Source organism: Pyxidicoccus fallax (assembly GCF_012933655.1).
GTDB classification, from domain to species: Bacteria; Myxococcota; Myxococcia; order Myxococcales; family Myxococcaceae; genus Myxococcus; species Myxococcus fallax.
Genome location: NZ_JABBJJ010000091.1, coordinates 19,589 through 38,461 on the forward strand (window position 1 = coordinate 19,589; position 18,873 = coordinate 38,461).

14 protein-coding genes and 1 pseudogene are annotated in these 18,873 nt (G+C 71.4%); 8 read left to right on the top strand and 7 right to left on the bottom strand.

The annotated features are described in order from the left end of the window. Positions 1-9: 9 nt before the first annotated feature. From HG543_RS20455 to HG543_RS57030, 7 genes and pseudogenes are all read right to left on the bottom strand, one after another. Positions 10-2,061, bottom strand: coding sequence for a zinc metalloprotease (locus tag HG543_RS20455; RefSeq protein WP_169346495.1), 2,052 nt, complete (start codon positions 2,059-2,061; stop codon positions 10-12). A gap of 10 nt (positions 2,062-2,071) precedes the next feature. Further along, positions 2,072-2,833 carry a hypothetical protein gene (locus HG543_RS20460; protein ID WP_169346496.1) on the bottom strand — a complete coding sequence of 254 codons (762 nt, stop codon included), beginning with the start codon at positions 2,831-2,833 and terminating at the stop codon, positions 2,072-2,074. 80 nt (positions 2,834-2,913) lie between these two features. Beyond that, on the bottom strand, positions 2,914-3,588 hold the full coding sequence (locus tag HG543_RS20465) for an NAD-dependent epimerase/dehydratase family protein (protein ID WP_169346497.1): 675 nt from the start codon (positions 3,586-3,588) through the stop codon (positions 2,914-2,916). A 13-nt stretch (positions 3,589-3,601) separates the two neighbouring features. Beyond that, complete coding sequence (locus HG543_RS20470) at positions 3,602-4,771, bottom strand: MBL fold metallo-hydrolase (RefSeq protein WP_169346498.1); 1,170 nt, start codon at positions 4,769-4,771, stop codon at positions 3,602-3,604. Continuing rightward, on the bottom strand, positions 4,768-5,373 hold the full coding sequence (locus tag HG543_RS20475; protein WP_169346499.1) for a TetR/AcrR family transcriptional regulator: 606 nt from the start codon (positions 5,371-5,373) through the stop codon (positions 4,768-4,770). Before HG543_RS20475 ends, HG543_RS20470 begins: the two co-directional genes overlap by 4 nt. A gap of 33 nt (positions 5,374-5,406) precedes the next feature. Then, complete coding sequence (locus HG543_RS20480) at positions 5,407-7,332, bottom strand: SLC13 family permease (RefSeq protein WP_169346500.1); 1,926 nt, start codon at positions 7,330-7,332, stop codon at positions 5,407-5,409. A 391-nt stretch (positions 7,333-7,723) separates the two neighbouring features. Continuing rightward, positions 7,724-8,158: pseudogene (locus tag HG543_RS57030) on the bottom strand (M48 family metallopeptidase); the annotation flags it as partial. A 382-nt stretch (positions 8,159-8,540) separates the two neighbouring features. Between HG543_RS57030 and HG543_RS20490 the strand changes: the two are divergent. The 8 genes from HG543_RS20490 (at position 8,541) to sitI6 (ending at position 18,451) form a co-directional block, all read left to right on the top strand. Further along, on the top strand, positions 8,541-9,152 hold the full coding sequence (locus tag HG543_RS20490; protein WP_169346501.1) for a 4Fe-4S single cluster domain-containing protein: 612 nt from the start codon (positions 8,541-8,543) through the stop codon (positions 9,150-9,152). Beyond that, positions 9,149-10,234 (top strand): hypothetical protein, encoded by a 1,086-nt coding sequence (locus tag HG543_RS20495; protein WP_169346502.1) that lies wholly within the window; start codon positions 9,149-9,151, stop codon positions 10,232-10,234. Before HG543_RS20490 ends, HG543_RS20495 begins: the two co-directional genes overlap by 4 nt. Beyond that, positions 10,231-10,797, top strand: coding sequence for a hypothetical protein (locus HG543_RS20500; RefSeq protein ID WP_169346503.1), 567 nt, complete (start codon positions 10,231-10,233; stop codon positions 10,795-10,797). The genes HG543_RS20495 and HG543_RS20500 overlap by 4 nt, the downstream gene beginning before the upstream one ends. Further along, positions 10,794-12,911 (top strand): AAA family ATPase, encoded by a 2,118-nt coding sequence (locus HG543_RS20505; protein ID WP_169346504.1) that lies wholly within the window; start codon positions 10,794-10,796, stop codon positions 12,909-12,911. The genes HG543_RS20500 and HG543_RS20505 overlap by 4 nt, the downstream gene beginning before the upstream one ends. After that, on the top strand, positions 12,904-13,170 hold the full coding sequence (locus tag HG543_RS20510; RefSeq protein ID WP_169346505.1) for a hypothetical protein: 267 nt from the start codon (positions 12,904-12,906) through the stop codon (positions 13,168-13,170). The genes HG543_RS20505 and HG543_RS20510 overlap by 8 nt, the downstream gene beginning before the upstream one ends. Next, positions 13,170-16,574: a DUF8586 domain-containing protein gene (locus tag HG543_RS20515; protein ID WP_169346506.1), complete on the top strand. Its 3,405-nt coding sequence runs from the start codon at positions 13,170-13,172 to the stop codon at positions 16,572-16,574. The genes HG543_RS20510 and HG543_RS20515 overlap by 1 nt, the downstream gene beginning before the upstream one ends. Then, positions 16,571-17,617, top strand: coding sequence for an AAA family ATPase (locus tag HG543_RS20520; RefSeq protein WP_169346507.1), 1,047 nt, complete (start codon positions 16,571-16,573; stop codon positions 17,615-17,617). The genes HG543_RS20515 and HG543_RS20520 overlap by 4 nt, the downstream gene beginning before the upstream one ends. 111 nt (positions 17,618-17,728) lie before the next feature. Further along, the gene (sitI6, locus tag HG543_RS20525; RefSeq protein ID WP_169346508.1) at positions 17,729-18,451 is read left to right on the top strand and encodes a SitI6 family double-CXXCG motif immunity protein; all 723 of its coding nucleotides are present in this window, start codon (positions 17,729-17,731) and stop codon (positions 18,449-18,451) included. Positions 18,452-18,873 lie beyond the last annotated feature (422 nt).

Sequence of the window (18,873 nt, forward strand, 5' to 3'; positions counted from 1 at the left end):
CCGCGCCCCTCACACCTTCTTGTTCCTCGTCCGGTCCTTGTCGAGGTTCGTCTGGTCCCAACCTCGGAGTCGCAGCAGGCAGAGGCCACAGAACTTCCGCTCCTGGTTGTAGTTGTACGACATGGTGCAGTTGTTCCAATGCGCTGTGTCGTCATGCAGCCCGGCGGGACCTCCCTCGGTGACGGTGTGCGGGAGGAAGAGGATGTGGCCAATCTCGTGCGTCGTCGTCTGCTGCATGTTGTTGAGGCCACCACCGTAGTTCATCCGCGTCTGGAGATAGGCGGCCCGGTTGAGCCCCATGGACGGAAAGTCCGTGGACGCGAACCCGTTGGTGCCGCTCGACACCCCGTCCGTGGTCTCCCAGTAGAGATTGAACTGGAGGATGTTGATGCCCTCCAGCGCGGACAGGTAGCCGTCGCACGCGAGGGGCACCACGGTGTCGGTGACGCTCTCCAGGAAGTCCTCGAAGTTCGACATGGAGGCGCCGATGTTCGCGTTCACCCAGGTGTTCACCTGGGCTGCCGTCCAGCCCATGGCCGCCGCCAGCTTCGCCTTGAAGTCCGCGCGCGAGCGGTACAGGGCGGCGGATTGCGTGAGGGTTCCCTGGTCTCCATCCTCCAGCACGTACTGCCGGGGGCCGACCAGCGCGTTGACCTGGGTGCGCAGTTTCGCGTCGTAGCCCGGCATCCCATCGATGGTGCCAGCCGTCTTGTCCTCCAGCCGCAGCCAGGCCTTCTCGTAGTAGTCCTGGACCGTCGCCAGGTTGATGCTGGTGATGGAGGCGTCCTTCTTGCGGTACTTCACCAGGTGCACCTCGCGCCACACCTGGAACGCACCGGTGGACGCGGAGAGCGCGTGTTTGAGCAGCGTGTCGTCCTCGGTGTCGAGGTCGTCCTTGCCATCCGGCTTGCGCACGTAGGGGAAGCGCACCGTGAGCGTGTACGCGTCTCCCGCCATGCGCGAGGGCTGGAAGAGCACGCCGGTGCGGCCCTGGTGCGGCCCGGTGACGGCCGCCTCGCTATACGCGGACCACTTGCGCGAGGTGGCCTGCTCCACCTTGAAGGGGAAGGTATTCGGTGGCGTCGGGAAGACGGACTGCGTGGCGTCGCCCCGCTTGCCTCCGTGGTCCTTGTGGCAGTTGTCGCCCTTGGGCTTCGTGGTGGCCTTGTACCGGTCGAGCGACGCGTCCAGGTACTCGCGCGCCTCCAGGTAGTGGCGGCTGGTGTCCTCGGGCACGTCCTCGAAGTCCCACTGGAGCCGGACCTTGCCCACCGCCTTGGGCGCGTCCACCTTCGTGCCGTCGGACTTGCGCACGAGGAACTTCGCGACGAGAGGCAGGTGTGGTCCCTTGTCCCAGAGCGTCTTGTACGCGGTGAAGGCCGTGTTGTTGTTCTTGTCGTTGCCGGTGCTGAAGAGGTTGCTGACGAGCCGGATTTCCCGGGTCGCCCCCGGCGCGGGCACCACGGCCGCGACGGAGCCGGCCTTCATCACCAGCGAGGCCCACAGCGCCAGGTCCAGGGGCCGGGTGAGCAGGGCCTTGTCGCCCAGCTCCAGTTCCAGCGAGTGTAGGAGGACGTGGAAGTACGTCCACGCCACCGGGGAGTCGGCGGTGCCGCTGCCCTCCAACGTCAGCTTGAGCTTGTAGGGCGAGTGCTCGGCGGTGATGAGCCCCTCGGGAAAGTCCTGGGGGTCCTTGTCGATGGTGCCATCCCACTCCAGCGAGTGCTCGCCGTGGGTGAGATCCTTCGCCTCCAGCGCCTTCTTCCAGATGGGCTCGACCTTCCCCCGACGGAACAGCTCCAGCGTGCCCTTCGTGAGCTGCGCGGCCCGATCTTCGAGGACGTAGGCGATTCGTGCCTTCTCCTGGCCCGGCGCGAAGTGGAAGCCGTCGGTGCCCTTGTCCTCGGTGGCCGGCGGGGGCGCGCCGTCCGCCAGGTACGAGTGGCTCTTCTGGGTGCCGGCCAGCAGGCGCAGCTCGCGCACGCCGAACGTGGCGGTGCGGAGGCGGTTCAGGTGCTCCAGGTCGGCGGCGGTGCGGGCAACGGCGGCGGTGCGCTTCATGGCGAGAGCCTCACGGGGTGTCGTACCGGGCGCGCACGTCGTCCTGGATGTCAGCCGTCTTCCCCGAGCCTGCGTCCTGCTTGAGGAAGACCTTCTGGTAGCGCTTCACGGCGTCCTCCGTCTTCGTGGCGTCCGCGTCCGGCGCCAGGAGGAAGCCGAGGTTGCACAGGCGCGCCTTGACGCCGCTCTCGTGGTTGTACGAGGGAAGACTGCCGAGCTTCAGCTCCCACTCGATGGCATCCAGCTCGGGGTCGACCTCGGGCGGCTTCGCGTCCTTGAACTCGTCCGGGACGATGGTCGGCGGATAGGCCGGCGCGGGAGGACTGGCCGGCGCGGCGGACGCCGAAGCACTGGCCTTCTCCCGGAGGGTGACCTTGAGGGTGCCCTGCGTCTCCTTCACCGGCAGGGGCTCCACCTGGATGAGCCCGTCCGCGCCGGTCTTCCCCGTCGCCTCCACCGGAGCGGTCAGCTCCCAGCTCTTGCCCTCCAGCGGCTTGTCGTCGGCGCCCAGCAGCACGAGGCGCAGACGGGCCCCCTTCACCTGCTTGAGGGTGAACTTCGCAGTCTGACTGGTGGCCGCGCCCAGTTGCTTCGGCTTGACGTCGGGAATCTCCACCGCGTCGCCCACCACGAGGGTGTTCGGGTTGGGCCGCTCCTTCTTGAGCGCGCCGTTGGCGGCGTCATCCCAGACGGTGTGATAATCCTTGAAGCCGTGCTGCTCGGCGATGCTCAGGATGCAGTCACCTTCGGTGACCTTGTGCTGCTTGGGCATGGCCTCGATCTCCCCCTCTGAGCGAGAACGACACGGGGAGTATAGCGCAACATGGCCCGGCCGAGGGCCAACCCGGCCCGTCAGGCCCGCGCGGGAGCGAGCGCGTTGATGTCCTCGTTCTCCAGCACGGTCTTCGGAGCGCCCTGGCAGGCGACGTGGAGCATGGCCCGGCCCACCTGCTCCGTCGTCGTCACGTACTTCGGGAAGAGCGTCTTCCACACCGGATACAGCGGGCCCACCACCGCGTAGAGAACGCGGTACAGCTTCGTCTTCGACACGATGCCGTGCATCGGCTGGATGAAGCCGGGGCGGAACATGTACTTCGCCTTGAACGGAAGCTGGAGCAGCGCGTTCTCCGTGCGCCCCTTCACCCGCGCCCACATGGCCCGGCCCTTCTCGGAGCTGTCGGTGCCCACGCCGGACACGTAGATGAATGTCATCCCCGGATTCAGCCGCGCCAGCACCCGGGCAGCCGCCAGCGTCAGGTCATACGTCACGCGCGTGTAGTCCGCCTCCGCCATCCCCGCCGAGGACACCCCGAGGCAGAAGAAGCACGCGTCGTACCCCGACAGCTCCCCCTCGATGGCGGAGTAATCCAGCAGGTCCTTGTGGACGATTTCGCGCAGCTTCGCGTGATTCTGCCCTGTCGCGCTCCGGCCAATCGCCAGCACCTGCTCCACGCCGTCATCGAGCAGGCACTCGCGCAGCACGCCCTGCCCCACCATGCCCGTCGCGCCGAAGAGAATCACCTTCATCGCGTCCCCCTCCTCAGTCCACCTGCGACGCGACGATGGGGTTCTGCTCCGCCGTCTGCCAGGGCAGCTCCGGCCACCAGCGCACGAATTCCGGCAGCGCCTCCGGCTCGAAGCTCTGCCCCGGCTTCGGCACCACCGTCGTCACTCCGACGCGCTGGGACGCCACGAGCACCCGCTCCACCGGCTCCGTCCAGCCGTGGAACGCCAGGTTGAACAGCCCCCAGTGCACCGGCAGCAGCACCCGGCCCTTCACCATCTGGTGCGCCCGGACGGCCTGCTCGGGGCCCAGGTGCCAGTCGGGCCAGGCGCTGCCGTAGGCCCCCGACTCAATCATCGTCACGTCGAACGGCCCCAGACGCTCGCCGATGTCGCGCATCGCCGGGAACAGCCCCGTGTCGCCGGAGAACCAGACGCGGTGCTGGGGGCCAATCAGCGCGTAGCTGGCCCACAGCGTCGCGTCGTTGTCGATGACGAGCCGCCCGGATGCATGCCGCGACGGCGTGGCGACAATCTCCAGCCCTCCCACCTTCGTGCGCTCCCACCAGTCCAGCTCGACGATGCGCTCCGCGGGCACCCCCCAGTACGCCAGGTGCGCGCCCACGCCTAGCGGCACGATGAAGCGGGTGTCCCAGCCCTTCATCGCGGTGATGGTGGGCTCGTCCAGGTGGTCGTAGTGGTCGTGCGAGATGACCACGGCGTCCAGCTTCGGCAGCTCGTCCAGCGCGACGAGCGGCTCATACCAGCGCTTCGGTCCCACCGTGCTCAGCGGCGACGCGCGCTCGCCCCACACCGGGTCGGTGAGGATGCGGTACCCGTCCACCTCCACCAGCAGCGTGGAGTGCCCCAGCCACGTGACGCGCAGCCCGGTGGCCGGAGGCGTGGCGAAGCGCTCGCGCCCGGCACGCACCGTGGGCATCGGAGTCGACGGGCTTCCATACGCGCTGGCCTTGAACGCCCCCGTCACCGAGCCCCAGAAGTCGTTCTTCAAGGGCTGCGGGTTCACGAAGCGGCCATCGCCACCCCACTGGGGTGACTTCTCCATCCGCACGCGCCGCTCCCCGTCCGCCCGCTGGCCGAAGGCCCGCCACCCATCCACCAGCGCCGCCACCACCGCGACGGCCAGCAGCGCGCCCAGGCCCAGCGCCACCCGCCCCAGCCAGCGCATCCACGTCCTGTTCTTCATGAACCCTCTCCGAGTGGCGCGCACATGGCGCGCACGGCCACCGTCATCCGCTCCACGAAGGCCTCGCGGCTCGTGCACCCGTACTTCAGGCCCCTCGCCGTCGCCTGCAGCGTGTCCGCGAGCTGGCGCGCCGTGAGCCCGGAGGCCTTGTAGGCCGCCATCAACCCGGACGCGCGGAGCGCCCGGGTCACGGCCTCCAGGAACTGTCCTTCGAACTCGGTGAACAGGGGGCCGATGATGTCGCTCCCCACCTCGACGAGGTCCGACGCAGCCGCGCCCATCATTCCGACGAAGCGGCCCGTCGTCTCGTCGAACGCCCGCACCAGCCGCGCCTCCAGCCGGAGCGAGCTGTCCCCGAGCGCCGCGGTGGCCGCCGCCAGCGCGCCCTCCAGCGTGTGCTGGAACGTGGCCCGGAACAGCTCTTCCTTTGTGGCGTAGTGCAGGTACAGCCCCTGCCGCGACACCTGGGCGGCCCGCGCCACCTCGTCCATGGACGTCTTCCGGTACCCGTAGCGCAGGAAGACCGTCAGCGCCGCGTCCAGCAGCTTGCGGCGGCGCGCGTCGTCGCCCGGCCTGGGCGCACCCGTGGGGTCAGGAGCCATTCCCGACATATTTGACAAGATGGACTCACTTTGTCAACCCAGACCGCCGGCCACGCCCGGCCCCGCGAGGGGCCAGACGAGTGGCACGACCACCGTCAGCAGCGCGAGCATCAGCGCCGTCAGCGGCGTCCCCACGCGGAGGAAGTCGCGGAAGCGGTAGCGCCCGGGGCCGTACACCAGGGCCGCGGACGGCTCCAGGGGCGTGAGGAACGAGCACGACGCGGCGAGGCAAATCCCGATCGCGAAGGCCCGGGGGTCCAACCCCATGTCCATGGCCGCGTGGATGCCCACCGGAAGCATGAGCAGCGCGGCGGCCTGGTTGCTCATGGGCACGGAGAGCACGATGGTGCCGAGCATGAGCACGAAGAGCACTCCGCGAGGCCCCACGAGCTCCACCAGGGGCAGGAGGCCCTGGGCGACATGCTCTCCCATCCCGCTCTTCTCCACCGCGCTCCCGAGCGTCAGCAGCGCGCCAATCATGATGACGACCCGCCAGTCCACGCGGAACGCGGTGCGCGCGTCGACACAGCCCGTCGCCACCATCACCAGCATGCCCGCCAGCCCGGCGATGGCCGGCGATGTGAGCCGCAGCCCCGCGACGAGCACCGTGCCCGCGAAGATGGCCACGGCGAGCGCGGCACGGCGGTAGCGCGGCCGCTGGTACTCGACATCGCCCAGCACGGTCAGGTCCTCGTCCCGCGCGAGCCCGCGCACCCGCTGCTCGGGTCCACCGAGCAGCAGCAGGTCGCCCACCGACAGCGGGAGGTTCTTCAGCACCTCCCCACCGGGGAGGCCGTCCGTCGCGCTCGGCTGGGGGTGGACGGACGGGAGAAAGGGATGGCGGTGGATGGCCAGCACCACGAGGCCGTAGCGCTCCGCGAAGCGGACGTCCCGCAGGGACCTGCCGGCCAGGGCCGACGTCGGAGGCACCGACACCTCGACGAGGGCGTACGTCTGGCGGGGGCTCTCGGGAATCCGGAGGTCCGCCCGCAGGCCGATGCTGCGGAGGCTCTTCACGCGCAGGATGTCGTCCAGGCCGCCGGCGATGAGCAGGTGCTCACGGGCCACGAGCACCTCCCGCGGCTCGGGAGGCAACAAGGTGCCCTGGCGCACGAGGCCCCGCACCGGAATCCCGAGTCCCTCGGTGAGGCAGCGAAGCTCCTTGCCCGCGAAGCGGGAGCGGGGCGTGAGCACCGCCTCCGTCACGTAGTCACGCCGAGGCAGGCACTTCGCCTCGTGCTCCACGCCCCGCTCCGGGAGCAGCCGCCGCATGAGGACCAGCGTCGCGATGATGCCGACCACCGCGAGCAGGAGCCCCACCGGCGTGAGCTCGGCGAAGCCCAGGCGCCCGAGCCCCTGCTCCTCCATCGCCGCGCTGACGACGAGGTTGGTGGACGTGCCGAACAGGAAGACGGTGCCCCCCAGCATGGAGCTGAACGCCATGGGCATCAGCAGCCGGCGAGGCGAGACGCCCGCCTGCGCGGCCGAGGCCATCGCCACGGGGAGGAACGCCGCGGTCACCGCCGTGTTCGAGGCCACGGAGGAGAACGCGCAGACGGCCACCAGCAGCATGACGGTGAAGCCCCAGGAGCTGGAGCCCGAGAGGGAGAGCAGCCGCCGGCCCACCAGCTGCATCACCCCCGTGGCCTCGAGCCCCTGCGTCAGGGCCAGGAGCGCGAAGATGAAGATGGCCGTCTCGCTCGAGAACCCGGAGAGGGCCTCCCGCGGCGTCAGCAGTCCGGTCAGCACCAGCAGCACGACGATGGCGAGCGAGCTCACCTCGACGGGGATGCGGTCGATGGAAAGGAGGACGATGGCTACCACCACCACGCCCAGAGCGACTGTCGTCATCATGTCCATGGGAAGATGGGGATTCGGAAAGGGTGAAAGGAGCTGCCTCGCTTCGGGGCTCGCGACGCCCGTCCTTCCGGCGCACCACCCGTTGACCTGGCAGGGCATGAACGGCGGTCCGCCGCCCCGGCGCGCGCGGGCGCGGGGAGAACCGGGAGCCGCGGCGGTGCGAGCGGCGGACGATGGCCCTCGCGCGCCGCGCCTGCTCTTCCGCGACCAGCCTCCGGAGCTGCCGGAGGCGCGGGTCGAGGGATGCAGCCGGTGTCTCCTCCACGCCCGGGGGTATGAAGGCGCTGCCCGCGTCGAAGGTGGAGACCGCCGACTCGCGGGGCGCACGCTCCCCCAGCCGCGTCAGCAGGGACGAGAGGCAGTGGGTGTCGCCCAGCAGCCGGACAGCGGTCCTGTCCGCGACGAGGTCCCGCTCGGGCGGAGTCCCCAGCCGATGCAGCCACGCGAGCATCCCCTGGGGCCTCGCTCCGGTTCTCGCCAGTGCCGCGGTCAGCGCGGCGGCGAGCGTGGCCCGGCGCGTGTGGCCATGCACGAGGTGCGCGAGCTCGTGCGCGACCAGGGCGCACAGCTCCGCCTCGTCGAGTTCGTCGAGTGCCGAGCTCGTCAGGATGATGCTGGAGGACCAGGGCCTCAGGCCGAGTGAGAAGGCATTCGGCCGCGGGTGGCGCGCCACGTAGAGGTGGGGACTCGGAATCCCCGCGGCGATGCTCAGATGGGCCACCAGCTCATGCAACCGGGGCGCCTCCTCGAAGTGGAGCCGGCGCACGCCATGCAGACGCACCACGAGGGCGTCCAGCCGCGTGTAGAGCCAGCCCGCGAGCCCTGCCACGACGGCGACGAGGGCCACTCCGGGGAGTCCCTTCAGGGAGAGCGCCAGCCCGAGCGACGGGGCCGCGAACGAAGCGAGGGTGGACAGAGCCCACATGGAGCTGCTCCTTCCTGGCGAAAGAGAGGTGGAGAAGCGCTCGTGCGAGCGCAGGCGCGCGCGAGCGAATGCGAGGACGGCGGAGAGGGGCGCCCGCGACTCAGCGGCGGGCGCGCGCTCCACCCGTGGCCAGGACCTCGGTGCTCACCCCTCGCCCGGCTCTCGGGAGCCCTCGACGACTCGAAGCCTTGGCGAAGAAGGGGGAACTCATGGCACTGCTGACCCAACACCGGATGCGCCACGCCCCATCCCCGTCGCGACGAGGCGTTGCCCGCCCGGCCGTCGGCGACCTCCGACCTTCCGGCTTTTCCGGGGCAGCCATGCCCTTGGCGGTGGCGGCCCTCCCCCTCCCGAGCCGCTCCTGGCATGCTGCGGGGGCTTTATGTCCACGGCCGCAGGCACCTCTCCCAGCAGCGCCCCGTCCCTCCGGGTGGCCCAGCTCGTCCCCCGCACCGAGGCGGAGGGCCCGGGCCACCGCTTCGCGCTGTGGGTCCAGGGCTGTGCCCTGCGCTGCCCCGGCTGCTGCAACCCGGAGATGTTCGCCTTCGAGCGCGGCACCGTCATGACGGTGGAGGACCTCGCCGCGCGAGTCCTCGCCACGCCCGGCATCGAGGGCCTCAGCCTGCTGGGCGGCGAACCCTTCTCGCAGCCCGGCCCCGCCGCGGACCTGTGCGAGCGCGTGCGCGCCGCGGGACTCAGCATCATGGTCTTCACCGGCTTCACCCTGGCGGAGCTGAAGGCCCAGGCCCACCCGGACGTGGAGCGCCTGCTCGCCACCGTGGACCTCCTCGTCGACGGCCGCTTCGAGAAGGACCAGCCGGAGACCCGGCGCCGCTGGATTGGCTCGCGCAACCAGGTCATGCACTTCCTCACGCCGCGCTACTCGCCGGACGAGCCCCGCTTCAGCGCCCCCAACACGGCGGAGGTGCACTTCGTCGACGGGAAGCTCGTCATCAACGGCTGGCCCGAGCTGGCCAACCGCCTCCGTCCATGACCCAGGTCTCCCTCGCCGAGCACTCGTTGCTCACGCTCGCCCGCGCCATCGTGGGCCTGGGGCAGTACGCCTCCGTGGAGGACCTGCTCCGAGACAGGCACACCGTCCCGGACCGGCTGAGCCCCGGCGCCATGCGCGTCCTCCAGGACACCCTCGCCAAGGGCAGCGTCCTCGCGCTCGCCCGGTGCGGAGGCTGGAAGCAGCGGCGCTACCTCGACGGCGGGCAGGAGCGCTCCGGCCGGCTCTGGCAGCGGCACGCGCCCCCCGCGCTCCACTTCTCGCCCCGGACCTTCCTCACCCTGCGGTGGATGCTGGAGCAGCCGCTGGTGAAGCACGGCTGCATGCCGCTGCCCGCCGAAGGCACTCCCACCGCCGCCGACGAGCTCTTCCTCTACCTCTGCTGCCGGCTCGTGGCCGGCACGCCTTGCGCGCAGGCCGTGGGCGAGCAGGCGCTTTTCCGCGGCTCCGCCCTCTGCTGGCTCGGCTTCCCGGACCTGCTCGGCGCGAAGCCTCCGGCCCTCTCCGCCGCGAACTTCACCCCGCTGCTCGCGGACGGAGGCTGGCTGCTGGAGGCGCTGCGGGAGGACCTCGCGCGCCGCTGGCGCCAGCTCGAGGAGTCCAAGCGCTTCATCCTGGAGCCCGCGGCGCTGGTGGCCCTCGGCACCGCGCAGGAAGCGGTGCTGTCCCTCCTGCTCGACGCGGTGGACGCCGCCGGGCGCAGGGACCTCGCCGGCTTCCTCCTGGCTGCGGGCCGGCCCCTGCTGGAGCAGCCCGCGGCGCACTGGGTGGCGGGCCTCTCCCCGTCCGCGTCGCTCGGCCAGCGGGCCCAGGCGGCCCGGGCCTCCGGTGCCTTCCTCCGCACGTTGGGGCGGCTCGCGCGCTGGGACGCGGACCACCGCGCCGTGCGCTTCTTCGACGATGACTACGACGCCGCCCAGCTCCTCCTGTCCGAGTGGAGCGCCTTCGGCGAGGCCGGCTTCCGCCGCGCCGCGGACCTGGAGCGCGAGCTGTCCACGTCCCTCACGACCTCCAGCGCGATTCCCGCTACCCTTCCTCCCCCTTCCGCCGAGAGCGCCCCATGAGCCGCGCCTACCGAATCTCCGTCTCCGAGTCCCTCAACCGCGTCGTCCAGGCCGAGGACGGCGTGTGCTCCAAGCTGGAGCTGCTGCCGCTGCTGTCTCGCGAGGAGCTGGCCGGGCTGCTCGCGGCGGAGCTGGCGGGCCGCGGCTTCAAGCAGGACGGTGACGTCGCCGTGCGCACCGAGCCGGACGGCGTCCGCGTCGCCGTGGACGTCACCACCGGCGACGTGAGCGTCACGCTCGCGGACCAGGCCGAGGTGAAGCTCACGGCGACGGGCGAGGTGACCGTCATCGACAGGGTCGGCGACAAGGACGCCGAGGCCCAGGCCCGGCAGAAGGCGCTGGACCGGCTGGAGACCGAGGCGAAGGACGCCGCGGAGCGGATGCGCGAGCACGTCACCCGCCGCCTCGAGGGCCGCCTGAGAGACCTCAAGTCGGAGCTGGACGCGGTGAGCAACAAGGTGACGGCCGAGGCCCTCAAGGTGCGCGCCCGGCAGCTGGGCACCGTGGAGGAGATTCACGAGGACGCGGCCACCGGCTCGCTCACCATCAAGGTGCGCGTATGAGCCAGCGCGTCCCCGAGGAGTCGCTGCCCGTCGAGCTGTCCCCCTTCGCCGCCGTCGAGGCCGCCTACCCCGCCGAGCTGGGCCGGGTCTGCGAGGCGCTCCTGCGCGGCCTGCCGGTGATGATTGAAGCCGACAAGGAGCTGACGCCCTTCTTCTACAAGTGCCTGCGCGACAGGCTGAAGAAGGACGGCAAGCAGTTCCTCTACCTGGACGGCCGCCCCGCGCAGGAGCCGCCTCCGGGCATGCCCCCGCCGAGCATGATGGCCACGCTCATCGGCCAGCTGCGGGACGCGGTGCGCGGCGCGGTGCGCGAGCGCATCATCGTGCTGCCCCACCTGGACCTGCTCACCACCAGCAGCGGCGGCCTCACCTCGGAAGCACGCGAAGTGATTCCGCTGCTGTACGAGAACCCGGAGATGGTCTGGGTCGGCTTCAAGGACCCGTCCTTCCCACTGCCGCGCGTCATCGAGAACCTCTTCCCCCACAAGGAGAGCATCCTCGGCGTCAGCCGCGACAGGCTGCGCTACCTCATCACCCAGCGCGAGAGCCGCAAGTTCGGCCGGGGTCTCCAACCGTACTCGCTCTACAAGCACGTGTCCGGCGTCAACGCCGTGCGGCTGCGCCGGCTCCTGGGCGCGATTACCGGCGAGGACTACCCCACGGACGCGAGGCCCGCGTACGCGCAGCTGCGCACCGCCACGCTCACCGGCAACCTCAGCGTGCCGGAGCTGGATTTGCACGGGGACATCGGCGGGTACGCGAAGGTGAAGCAGCGGCTCCAGCAGGAAATCCTGGACGTGCTCGCGCACAAGGACACGCTGAATGACCCGGAGGCGGTGAAGCGCGTGGAGGCGCTGTTGCCGCGCGGGATGATTTTCTGGGGCCCTCCGGGCACGGGCAAGACGCTCTTCGCCAAGGCGATGGCGTCCGCGCTGGGCGCGGCGGTGCAGGTGGTGAGCGGCCCGGAGCTGAAGAGCCGCTGGGTGGGCGAGAGCGAGGAGAACCTCCGCCAGATTTTCGTGCGCGCCCGGCAGGCGGCGCCCAGCATCATCGTCTTCGACGAGCTGGACTCCTTCGCCGCCGCGCGCGGCACCTTCACCGGCTCCGGCGTGGAGCACTCCATGGTGAACCAGCTGCTCACGGAGATGGACGGCTTCCGCAAGGAGGAGCTGGTCTTCGTGGTGGGCACCACCAACTTCGTGGAGTCGCTGGACCCGGCGCTCCTGCGCCCCGGCCGCTTCGAGTTCCAGCTGTGCATCCCCTACCCGAACAGCACGGACCGCCGCGCCATCCTGTCCATCTACGACAAGAAGCTGGGCCTCGCGATGACGGAGCGGGCCATGGACTACGCGGTGAAGCGCACGGGGGACCTCGTGGAGGGCACCGGCACGCGCTTCTCCGGTGACCACATCCAGGCGCTCTGCCGGGCTCTGGCGCGGCGCCGGCTGCGCGACGCCACGCAGGCGCCCACCGAGGCGCTGGACGTGGAGCGCGCCCTCACCGAGTTCCTCGACCGGCCGGAGCTGACGCCCGCGGAGGAGAAGGTGGTGGCCACGCACGAGGCCGGCCACGCGGTGTGCGCCCTCTTCTGCCCCCACGCGCCCGCCATCGACCGCATCAGCATCCGCGGGGACCTCGCGGGCTCGCTCGGCTTCGTGCAGTACGCGGACCCGGCGCACCGCTACGTCGTCACGCGCGGGCAGATACTCGACGGCATCTGCATGCTCTTCGGCGGCCGCGAGGCCGAGGCGCTGCTGTTGGACGACCTGTCCCTGGGCAGCGCTCACGACTTGCAGCGCGCCACGGAGATGGCCCGCGAGCTGGTGGAGGAGCTGGGCATGGGCGGCGACCGGGTGCCGGTGCGCCGCTTCGAGGCGCCCGGCCGTCAGGCGGACCGGCACGCCCTGTCCGACGCCACGCGCAGCACGCTGGAGGCCGCCATCGAGCAGGTGCTGGCGGAGCAGCGCGCCCGGGCCCGTGACATCCTCCAGCGCGAGAAGGCGCGCCTCGTGGCGCTGCGGGATTTGCTCATCGAACGCAAGGTGTTGGACCGCGAGGCCTTCACCCACCTGGCGCCCGCGCAGGCGCCGAAGAAGGAGTCCGCCCTTGGCTAGCCTCATCCTCCAGCTCCAGGTGGACCCCGCGACGGGCCGCAAGGACATCCTCATCAAGTACGAGAGCGACGCGGACGCGCTCCCCATGGAGCACGAGGAGGAGCACCGGCGCCTCGTGGACAAGCTCATCGCCGGCGGCGCGCTGAAGGCGTCCGAGGTGGGCCGCGTCATCGTCCAGCGCGACACGCCGTCCGGTCAGGTCGCGGAGCCCACGTCCTCGGCCGAGGAGACTTCCGGAAAGGTGGGCCAGAAGGCCTGATGTCCACGCTCGTCTTCCCCAGTGAGGAAGCGCTCCAGCTCGCGCTCACCTCCGGCTTCATCCCTTTCGAAACGCAGGCCGCGCCGGCACGCTACCGCCGGACCGCGGAGGGTGCGCTCCACGTCACCCCGGACGTCGCTCCGGGCAGGGCCGCGCTCCAGCAACTGGCGTCGCTCGGCGTCAAGGTGGCGAAGGCGGAGGCGGCGGGCAAGGCCGTGCTCCAGCGGCTGGCGTCGCTCGGTGCCAGGAACGCGAAGTCGGGCGCCGAAGAGGCGGCGACGGGCAAGGCCTCGCTCCAGCAGCGGGCGTCGCCTGGCGCCAAGGGGGCGAAGCCGGACGCCGGAGAGCCCACGCCGGTTCTGTGCTGGGCGGAGCTCGTCTCCCCGCGCCGCGTCCCCGTCGACGCCGCGCCCACCGGCCCGGTGCTCTTCCTTCCGGCCGCCCGTGAAGCCCTGCTGCCGCTGGCGGGCGAGATGCTGCGCCTGGGCTGCGACCGGCAGGAGGTCCTCTTCGCGAGCGGCGACGGCGAAGCCAGCCACCGGGCCCTGCTGCGGGCGATGGCGCCGCCCTACTTCACCCTCACCGGCGCGCTGGACCACACGGGCGGGCTGCGCGCCTTCGTGCCCGCGGTGCCCGGGCAGCACTCCGTCTGGGTGGAGCTGGGATACACGCACCCGCTGGCGCGCACGCTTCAACCCGCGCCCCGGACGCTGCTGCTCATCACCGGCACGGGGCCCTGGCTCACCGCGCCCGACGGGCCGTGGACGGACCTCTATCAAGTCACCGACCTGCGCCTCCCCGAGCCGGCGGAGGACTGGGAGCCCCAGCCCGCGCCGGGACGTCTCTCGGTGCCGCTGCGCCTCACGCGGGCGGCGCGCACGGAGCCGGCCAGCCTCTGGGTGCTGCGAGAGAACGCGGTGGCCCAGGTGGAGTCGCTGGTGCACACGCTGCCGGAGGCGCTGCTGTCCCAGCTGCGCTTCGCGGTGGCCGGTCCGCCGGAGTCCCCATGCATCGTCCTGCGCGCGAGGCCGGGCCGCGAGCGTCCGCCGGAGCTGGGCCTGACGGGCATGGGATACGCGCCGCTGCCGCAGCTCGCGGACCTCTTCCTGCCGTGTGACGGGCTGCTGGAGCCGCCCGTGCGGCGAGACAGGCTGCGCGCGCTGCTCGCGCCCGAGCGGGACACCGTCACCTGGCTGCACCCCACGGGCGGCGGGGCCTTCCGCGCCGAGCGCCTGCCCGAGTCGGCCTTCCACCCGCTCGACACGTGGGTGGACTACGTGGTGGACACCGGCGCCGCCGCGCTGACGCCCTGGGTGCGCGGAGCGACCTTCGACTTCGAGGCCTTCGAGGCCGAGCAGGGAGAGTGGGTCAGCCTCGGCAAGCAGAAGGCCGAGAAGGCCCCCGCGGAGGACGATGCGGAGTCGCGCTCGTCCCGCCGCCGGCGCAACGCCCCCACGGAGCCCGCCGCGCCCGCGCGGCCCACGCAGGTCATGCCCGTCCGCGCGGCGCCGGCTTCGGGCCCGCGCCTGGCGCCGCTCACGGCCACGCAGCTCAGCGCCGCGGAGGAGGAGCTGGCGAAGGTGGAGAAGTCCTTCCTCGCGCTCGACGCGCCCGCGGACTCGGCCGAGCGGCGCGAGCTGTGGGTGCGCATGGCGGAGCTGAACGGGCAGCTCGGCAACCGGCGCGATGCGGGGCTGTGCTGGACGCGCGCGCTGTGGGAGGCCGCGGGCCCCGAGGCCGCGGACCTGGCCTCGCGCTGGGCGGAAGCGGACGGCGCGGCCTCGGCCGCCGAGCTGCTCTCCCGCACCGAGCCCTCGGGTGACGACGTGCGGGCACTGGCCAGCGCCCTGACGCGGACGGTGCTGGTGCCCGGCGAGACGGCGCCCGGGGATGTGCCCTCGCTGCAGCGGTGGCTGGACCGGCACGACGCATCGCTCGACGTGCGCTCCCTGTGGCTCGCGCGGGCGTCGCTGGACCGGCTGGCGGGAGGAGACCCGCTCGGGCTGGCGCGCGCCGGAGACCGGCTGCTGACGATGCTCCAGCGCGGTCTGTCACTGGCGCGCGACGTGCCCCGCTTCCTGCGCGCGGGCACGAACTCGGTGCAGGCGCCCCGGCTGGTGGCGCAGCTGGAGGCGATGCTGGAGCGCTTCGAGCGCACGACGCGCCGCCGCTCCTCCGTGGAGGCGCCGCCCGCCCTCACGCAGGCGTACGTGCACTTCGTCTTCGCCTGCGGGCTGGCGCGGCTGGGGCAGGCGGACCGGGCGCGCGCGCTGGCGGCCACGGCGGCCGGAGCGCTCGACACGCAGGAGCCCATCCACGGCTTCCTCGCGCGGGCCTACGGGGCGCGCGTGCAGCAGGCGCTGGAGGGGCTGCCGCCGGAGACGCCGCTGCCGCCGGACATCGCCTCGGAGCTGAACGCGCTGAGCACCTTTCAGCGGTACAAGGTGGACCGGCTGCGGCAGGCGTCCGCGCTGCTGGAGCCCAGCGAGCGGTTGGATCCGGCGCGGGCCTTCGGGCGCGGCGCGCGTGACTTGCGAGGCGAGGAATTCGCGGCGCTGCGGGACGTGAAGGACGCGGGCAAGGTGGCCGCCGAGCTGGACAGGCTCACCGTCCGGGCGGTGGCCGTGGGCCTTCCCGCGCCGGAGCGCCAGCGGCTGGTGGGAGGCGTGCTGGACACGCTGCCCCGGCTTTCCCCCGCGAGCGCGCTCCCTCTGTTCGACCGGCTGCTGTTGGCGCTGGAGACGCTCCCGGGTGAGGTGCAGGGACAGTTGCTGGGGGATGCGCTCACGCTGATGGCCCTCTTCGGCCGGGCGGACCGGGCGACGGAGCTGGCGGCGCGGCTGCGCAAGGTGCTGGTGGCGCTGCCGCCGGAGTCGCCCGCGTGGGCGCAGGGCCTGCTCGGGATGAGCCTGCGCGCGCTGCGCCGGGTGGGCCTGTCGCGGCAGGCGGCGGAGCTGGTGGAGGCGGCGCGGGGGCTGCTCACGCGGCCCAAGACGCCGCTGCCGGCGCAGCTCGGCGTGGCGGCGGGGCTGGCGATGCTGGGCCATACGCCGGAAGCGGTCACCGTGTTCGACCGGGCCTTCGACTCGCTGGCGGCGGCGAAGGGCGCGCTGCCGGAGCGGCTGGCGCTGACGCGGAGTCTCGCGGGCGCGCTGGCGTACGCGCCGGTGGACGTGGCGCTGCCGGGCCTGGCGCGGCTGTCGGAGGGATTGCCGGCGGTGACGGACAGCTACAACACGAACAGCCACTTCTGCCTTTCCGTGGTGGAGCTGGCGGACGCGCTCGTGGTGGGCCACGTGGAAGTGGGCCAGGGCACGGGTGAGCGCGCGCGGAGCTGGCTGGACGAGGACGAATTCCTGGTGCGACGGCGCATCCATCGGGAGCTGGAGGAGCGCACAACATGAGCAGTCTTCCCCGGCGCGAGCCATCCGCCGCCGACCCCATCAGCGAGCTGTCGTTGGACGCGCTCTCGCGCGAGGCCCAGGCCCTGCGTGAGCGGTTGAACCGCTTCCGGCTGTCGTTGGGCCGGCACTTCGTGGGCAAGCAGGGGCTGGTGGACCTGATGACGGTGGCGGCGGTGGCGCAGGAGCCGCTGCTGCTGGTGGGCCCCCCGGGCACGGCGAAGTCGGACCTGGTGCTGAAGTTCCGGGACGCGCTGCGCATCCCGAACGAGGACTACTTCGAGTACCTGCTGACGCGCTTCACGGAGCCGTCGGAGGTGCTGGGCCCCATCGACATCAACCTGCTGCGCCAGGGCCGCTACATCCGGCGCGAGGGCGGCAAGCTGCCCACGGCGCGGCTGGTGTTCCTGGACGAGGTGTTCAAGGCGAGCTCGGCCATCCTGAACGCGCTGCTCACGGTCATCAACGAGCGCAAGTTCTACCAGGACGGCGCGCCGCAGCCGGTGCGGCTGAAGGTGCTCTTCGCGGCGACCAACGAGCTGCCCGAGCACGCGGAGCTGGGGGCGCTGAAGGACCGCTTCTGCCTGAAGGCGGCGTGCCGGCCGGTGCAGGACCGCTACTTCCTGGAGCTGCTGGACTCGGGCCTGGAATCACAGACACACCGCGAGCTGAACCAGAAGCCCTGGGCGGAGGGGCACGCCACGCTGGACGACGTGCTGAAGGCGCACCGCTACCTGACGCTGATGATGGGCAAGCGCGAGACGGGCCCGGACGGGCGCGAGCTGCGTGACAGGGATTTGTTCTTCCGGGACGAGCTGCTGCGCGAGTTCCGCCGGGTGGTGCAGACGCTGACGCGCGAGGACGGCGTGTTCATCAGCGACCGCAAGCTGGTGAAGCTCTACCGGCTGCTGCGCACGCGCGCGTGGATCTTCCACGGCGGCGCAGTGGAGCGGCAGGACCTCCAGCTCCTCTCCTACCTCGGCGAGAGCCGCGAGGAGATTGACCTGCTGGAGGAGAAGGTGCCCCGGCTGCTGGGGCTGACGTGAAACCGACGCCGCTGTGCCTTCTTCATTCGCGATTCGCTTGGGCACAACGCCACGAGAAGATCGAGAAGGCGAGTGGCGTGAAGGTACTCTCGCCCGGGCACGTGAGGACGGATGCGCCGTTTTTTCTGGATGGAGGAGGACAGGGTGGTTGCAGCACGGCACGGCGGGGTCGTCGACGCATGGCACAAGTTGTCGCTGCCCGGCGTGCGGTGTCACACGTGCGGTGCCACCTGGAGCGACGTGGGCTACGAGTACCCGTCCATCGACCTGTCTCAGTTACCCGAGCGCCACGAGTTCGTGAAGGCCCGGCCCGAGCCGTTCTCCGAGTTCGCGCGCCTGCGTGAGTTGGTGCGCCCCCTGGCACCTCCGAATGCCGAGCTGCCACCTGGAACGGGCTTCGGCCCGCTGGTGGGGCGTGCGACTGGGGACTTCGGCCCCATCGTCTGGGTGGGAGGAGAGAAACTCCTCCTGCGTCGCGACGTGCTGGAGCGCCTCCAGTCGGAAGGCGTGCGGGGGTTGCTCGGCTGCCCCACCCAGCTCCGGTTTCGCAAGAAGGATGCACCGGAGTTGCTGGAGCTCCAGGTCGAGCCTCGCGGCCGGCTGCACCCGGACTGCATCCCCCCGGAGGTGCCTCCGCCGTGCGCCACCTGCGGCCGGCATGGATTCCGGCGGCCAGACGAACCCATCCTCGACGCGGCCTCGCTGCCCACGGACCTGGACCTGTTCCGGGTGGGCAACTACGCCTCGATGGTCATCTGCACCGAGCGGTTCATGGAAGCGGTGCACCGCCTGCACCTGGACGGCATCACCTTCCAGGAGCTGCTCGCGCGGTAGGCGGGTTCACCGTCGATTGAGCAACCCAAGCTTGGTGGCCGTGGGGTTGCGCCCCTCGCTGCATTCAGCCGACAAAGCGAGCAAGGACTTGCAGGAAAACACGCTGGACGGAGGATGCGGGTACCGCACCTGCCGCTCCCACTCCTCCTCCAGCCGAGCCACCCCAGGCACCGGGCACCACCGTCCCACCAGCACCACCCACGCCCCCCTGAGCTGACGATGAATTCAAGCCCTACCTTCAGGCGAAGAGGATGAGCACGGAGCTGCGAGGACCCCAGGACGCGGAGCGCTGGCTGTGCGCCGGGCTCTGCCTTGCCCGTCAGGACGGCCCCTCCCCCGAGGCCCTCACGGCGGCCATCCCATGGCTCCAGGCCACGCTCGCCGAGTCACCCGACCTGCCGCCCCCGGCCTTCGTCTCCGAC

Coding starts and splice junctions, on each gene's coding strand:
- HG543_RS20455 (WP_169346495.1), bottom strand. CDS start 2,061: ATGAAGCGCACCGCCGCCGTTGCCCGCACCGCCGCCGACCTGGAGCAC.
- HG543_RS20460 (WP_169346496.1), bottom strand. CDS start 2,833: ATGCCCAAGCAGCACAAGGTCACCGAAGGTGACTGCATCCTGAGCATC.
- HG543_RS20465 (WP_169346497.1), bottom strand. CDS start 3,588: ATGAAGGTGATTCTCTTCGGCGCGACGGGCATGGTGGGGCAGGGCGTG.
- HG543_RS20470 (WP_169346498.1), bottom strand. CDS start 4,771: ATGAAGAACAGGACGTGGATGCGCTGGCTGGGGCGGGTGGCGCTGGGC.
- HG543_RS20475 (WP_169346499.1), bottom strand. CDS start 5,373: ATGGCTCCTGACCCCACGGGTGCGCCCAGGCCGGGCGACGACGCGCGC.
- HG543_RS20480 (WP_169346500.1), bottom strand. CDS start 7,332: ATGCCCTGCCAGGTCAACGGGTGGTGCGCCGGAAGGACGGGCGTCGCG.
- HG543_RS20490 (WP_169346501.1), top strand. CDS start 8,541: ATGTCCACGGCCGCAGGCACCTCTCCCAGCAGCGCCCCGTCCCTCCGG.
- HG543_RS20495 (WP_169346502.1), top strand. CDS start 9,149: ATGACCCAGGTCTCCCTCGCCGAGCACTCGTTGCTCACGCTCGCCCGC.
- HG543_RS20500 (WP_169346503.1), top strand. CDS start 10,231: ATGAGCCGCGCCTACCGAATCTCCGTCTCCGAGTCCCTCAACCGCGTC.
- HG543_RS20505 (WP_169346504.1), top strand. CDS start 10,794: ATGAGCCAGCGCGTCCCCGAGGAGTCGCTGCCCGTCGAGCTGTCCCCC.
- HG543_RS20515 (WP_169346506.1), top strand. CDS start 13,170: ATGTCCACGCTCGTCTTCCCCAGTGAGGAAGCGCTCCAGCTCGCGCTC.
- HG543_RS20520 (WP_169346507.1), top strand. CDS start 16,571: ATGAGCAGTCTTCCCCGGCGCGAGCCATCCGCCGCCGACCCCATCAGC.
- sitI6 (WP_169346508.1), top strand. CDS start 17,729: ATGCGCCGTTTTTTCTGGATGGAGGAGGACAGGGTGGTTGCAGCACGG.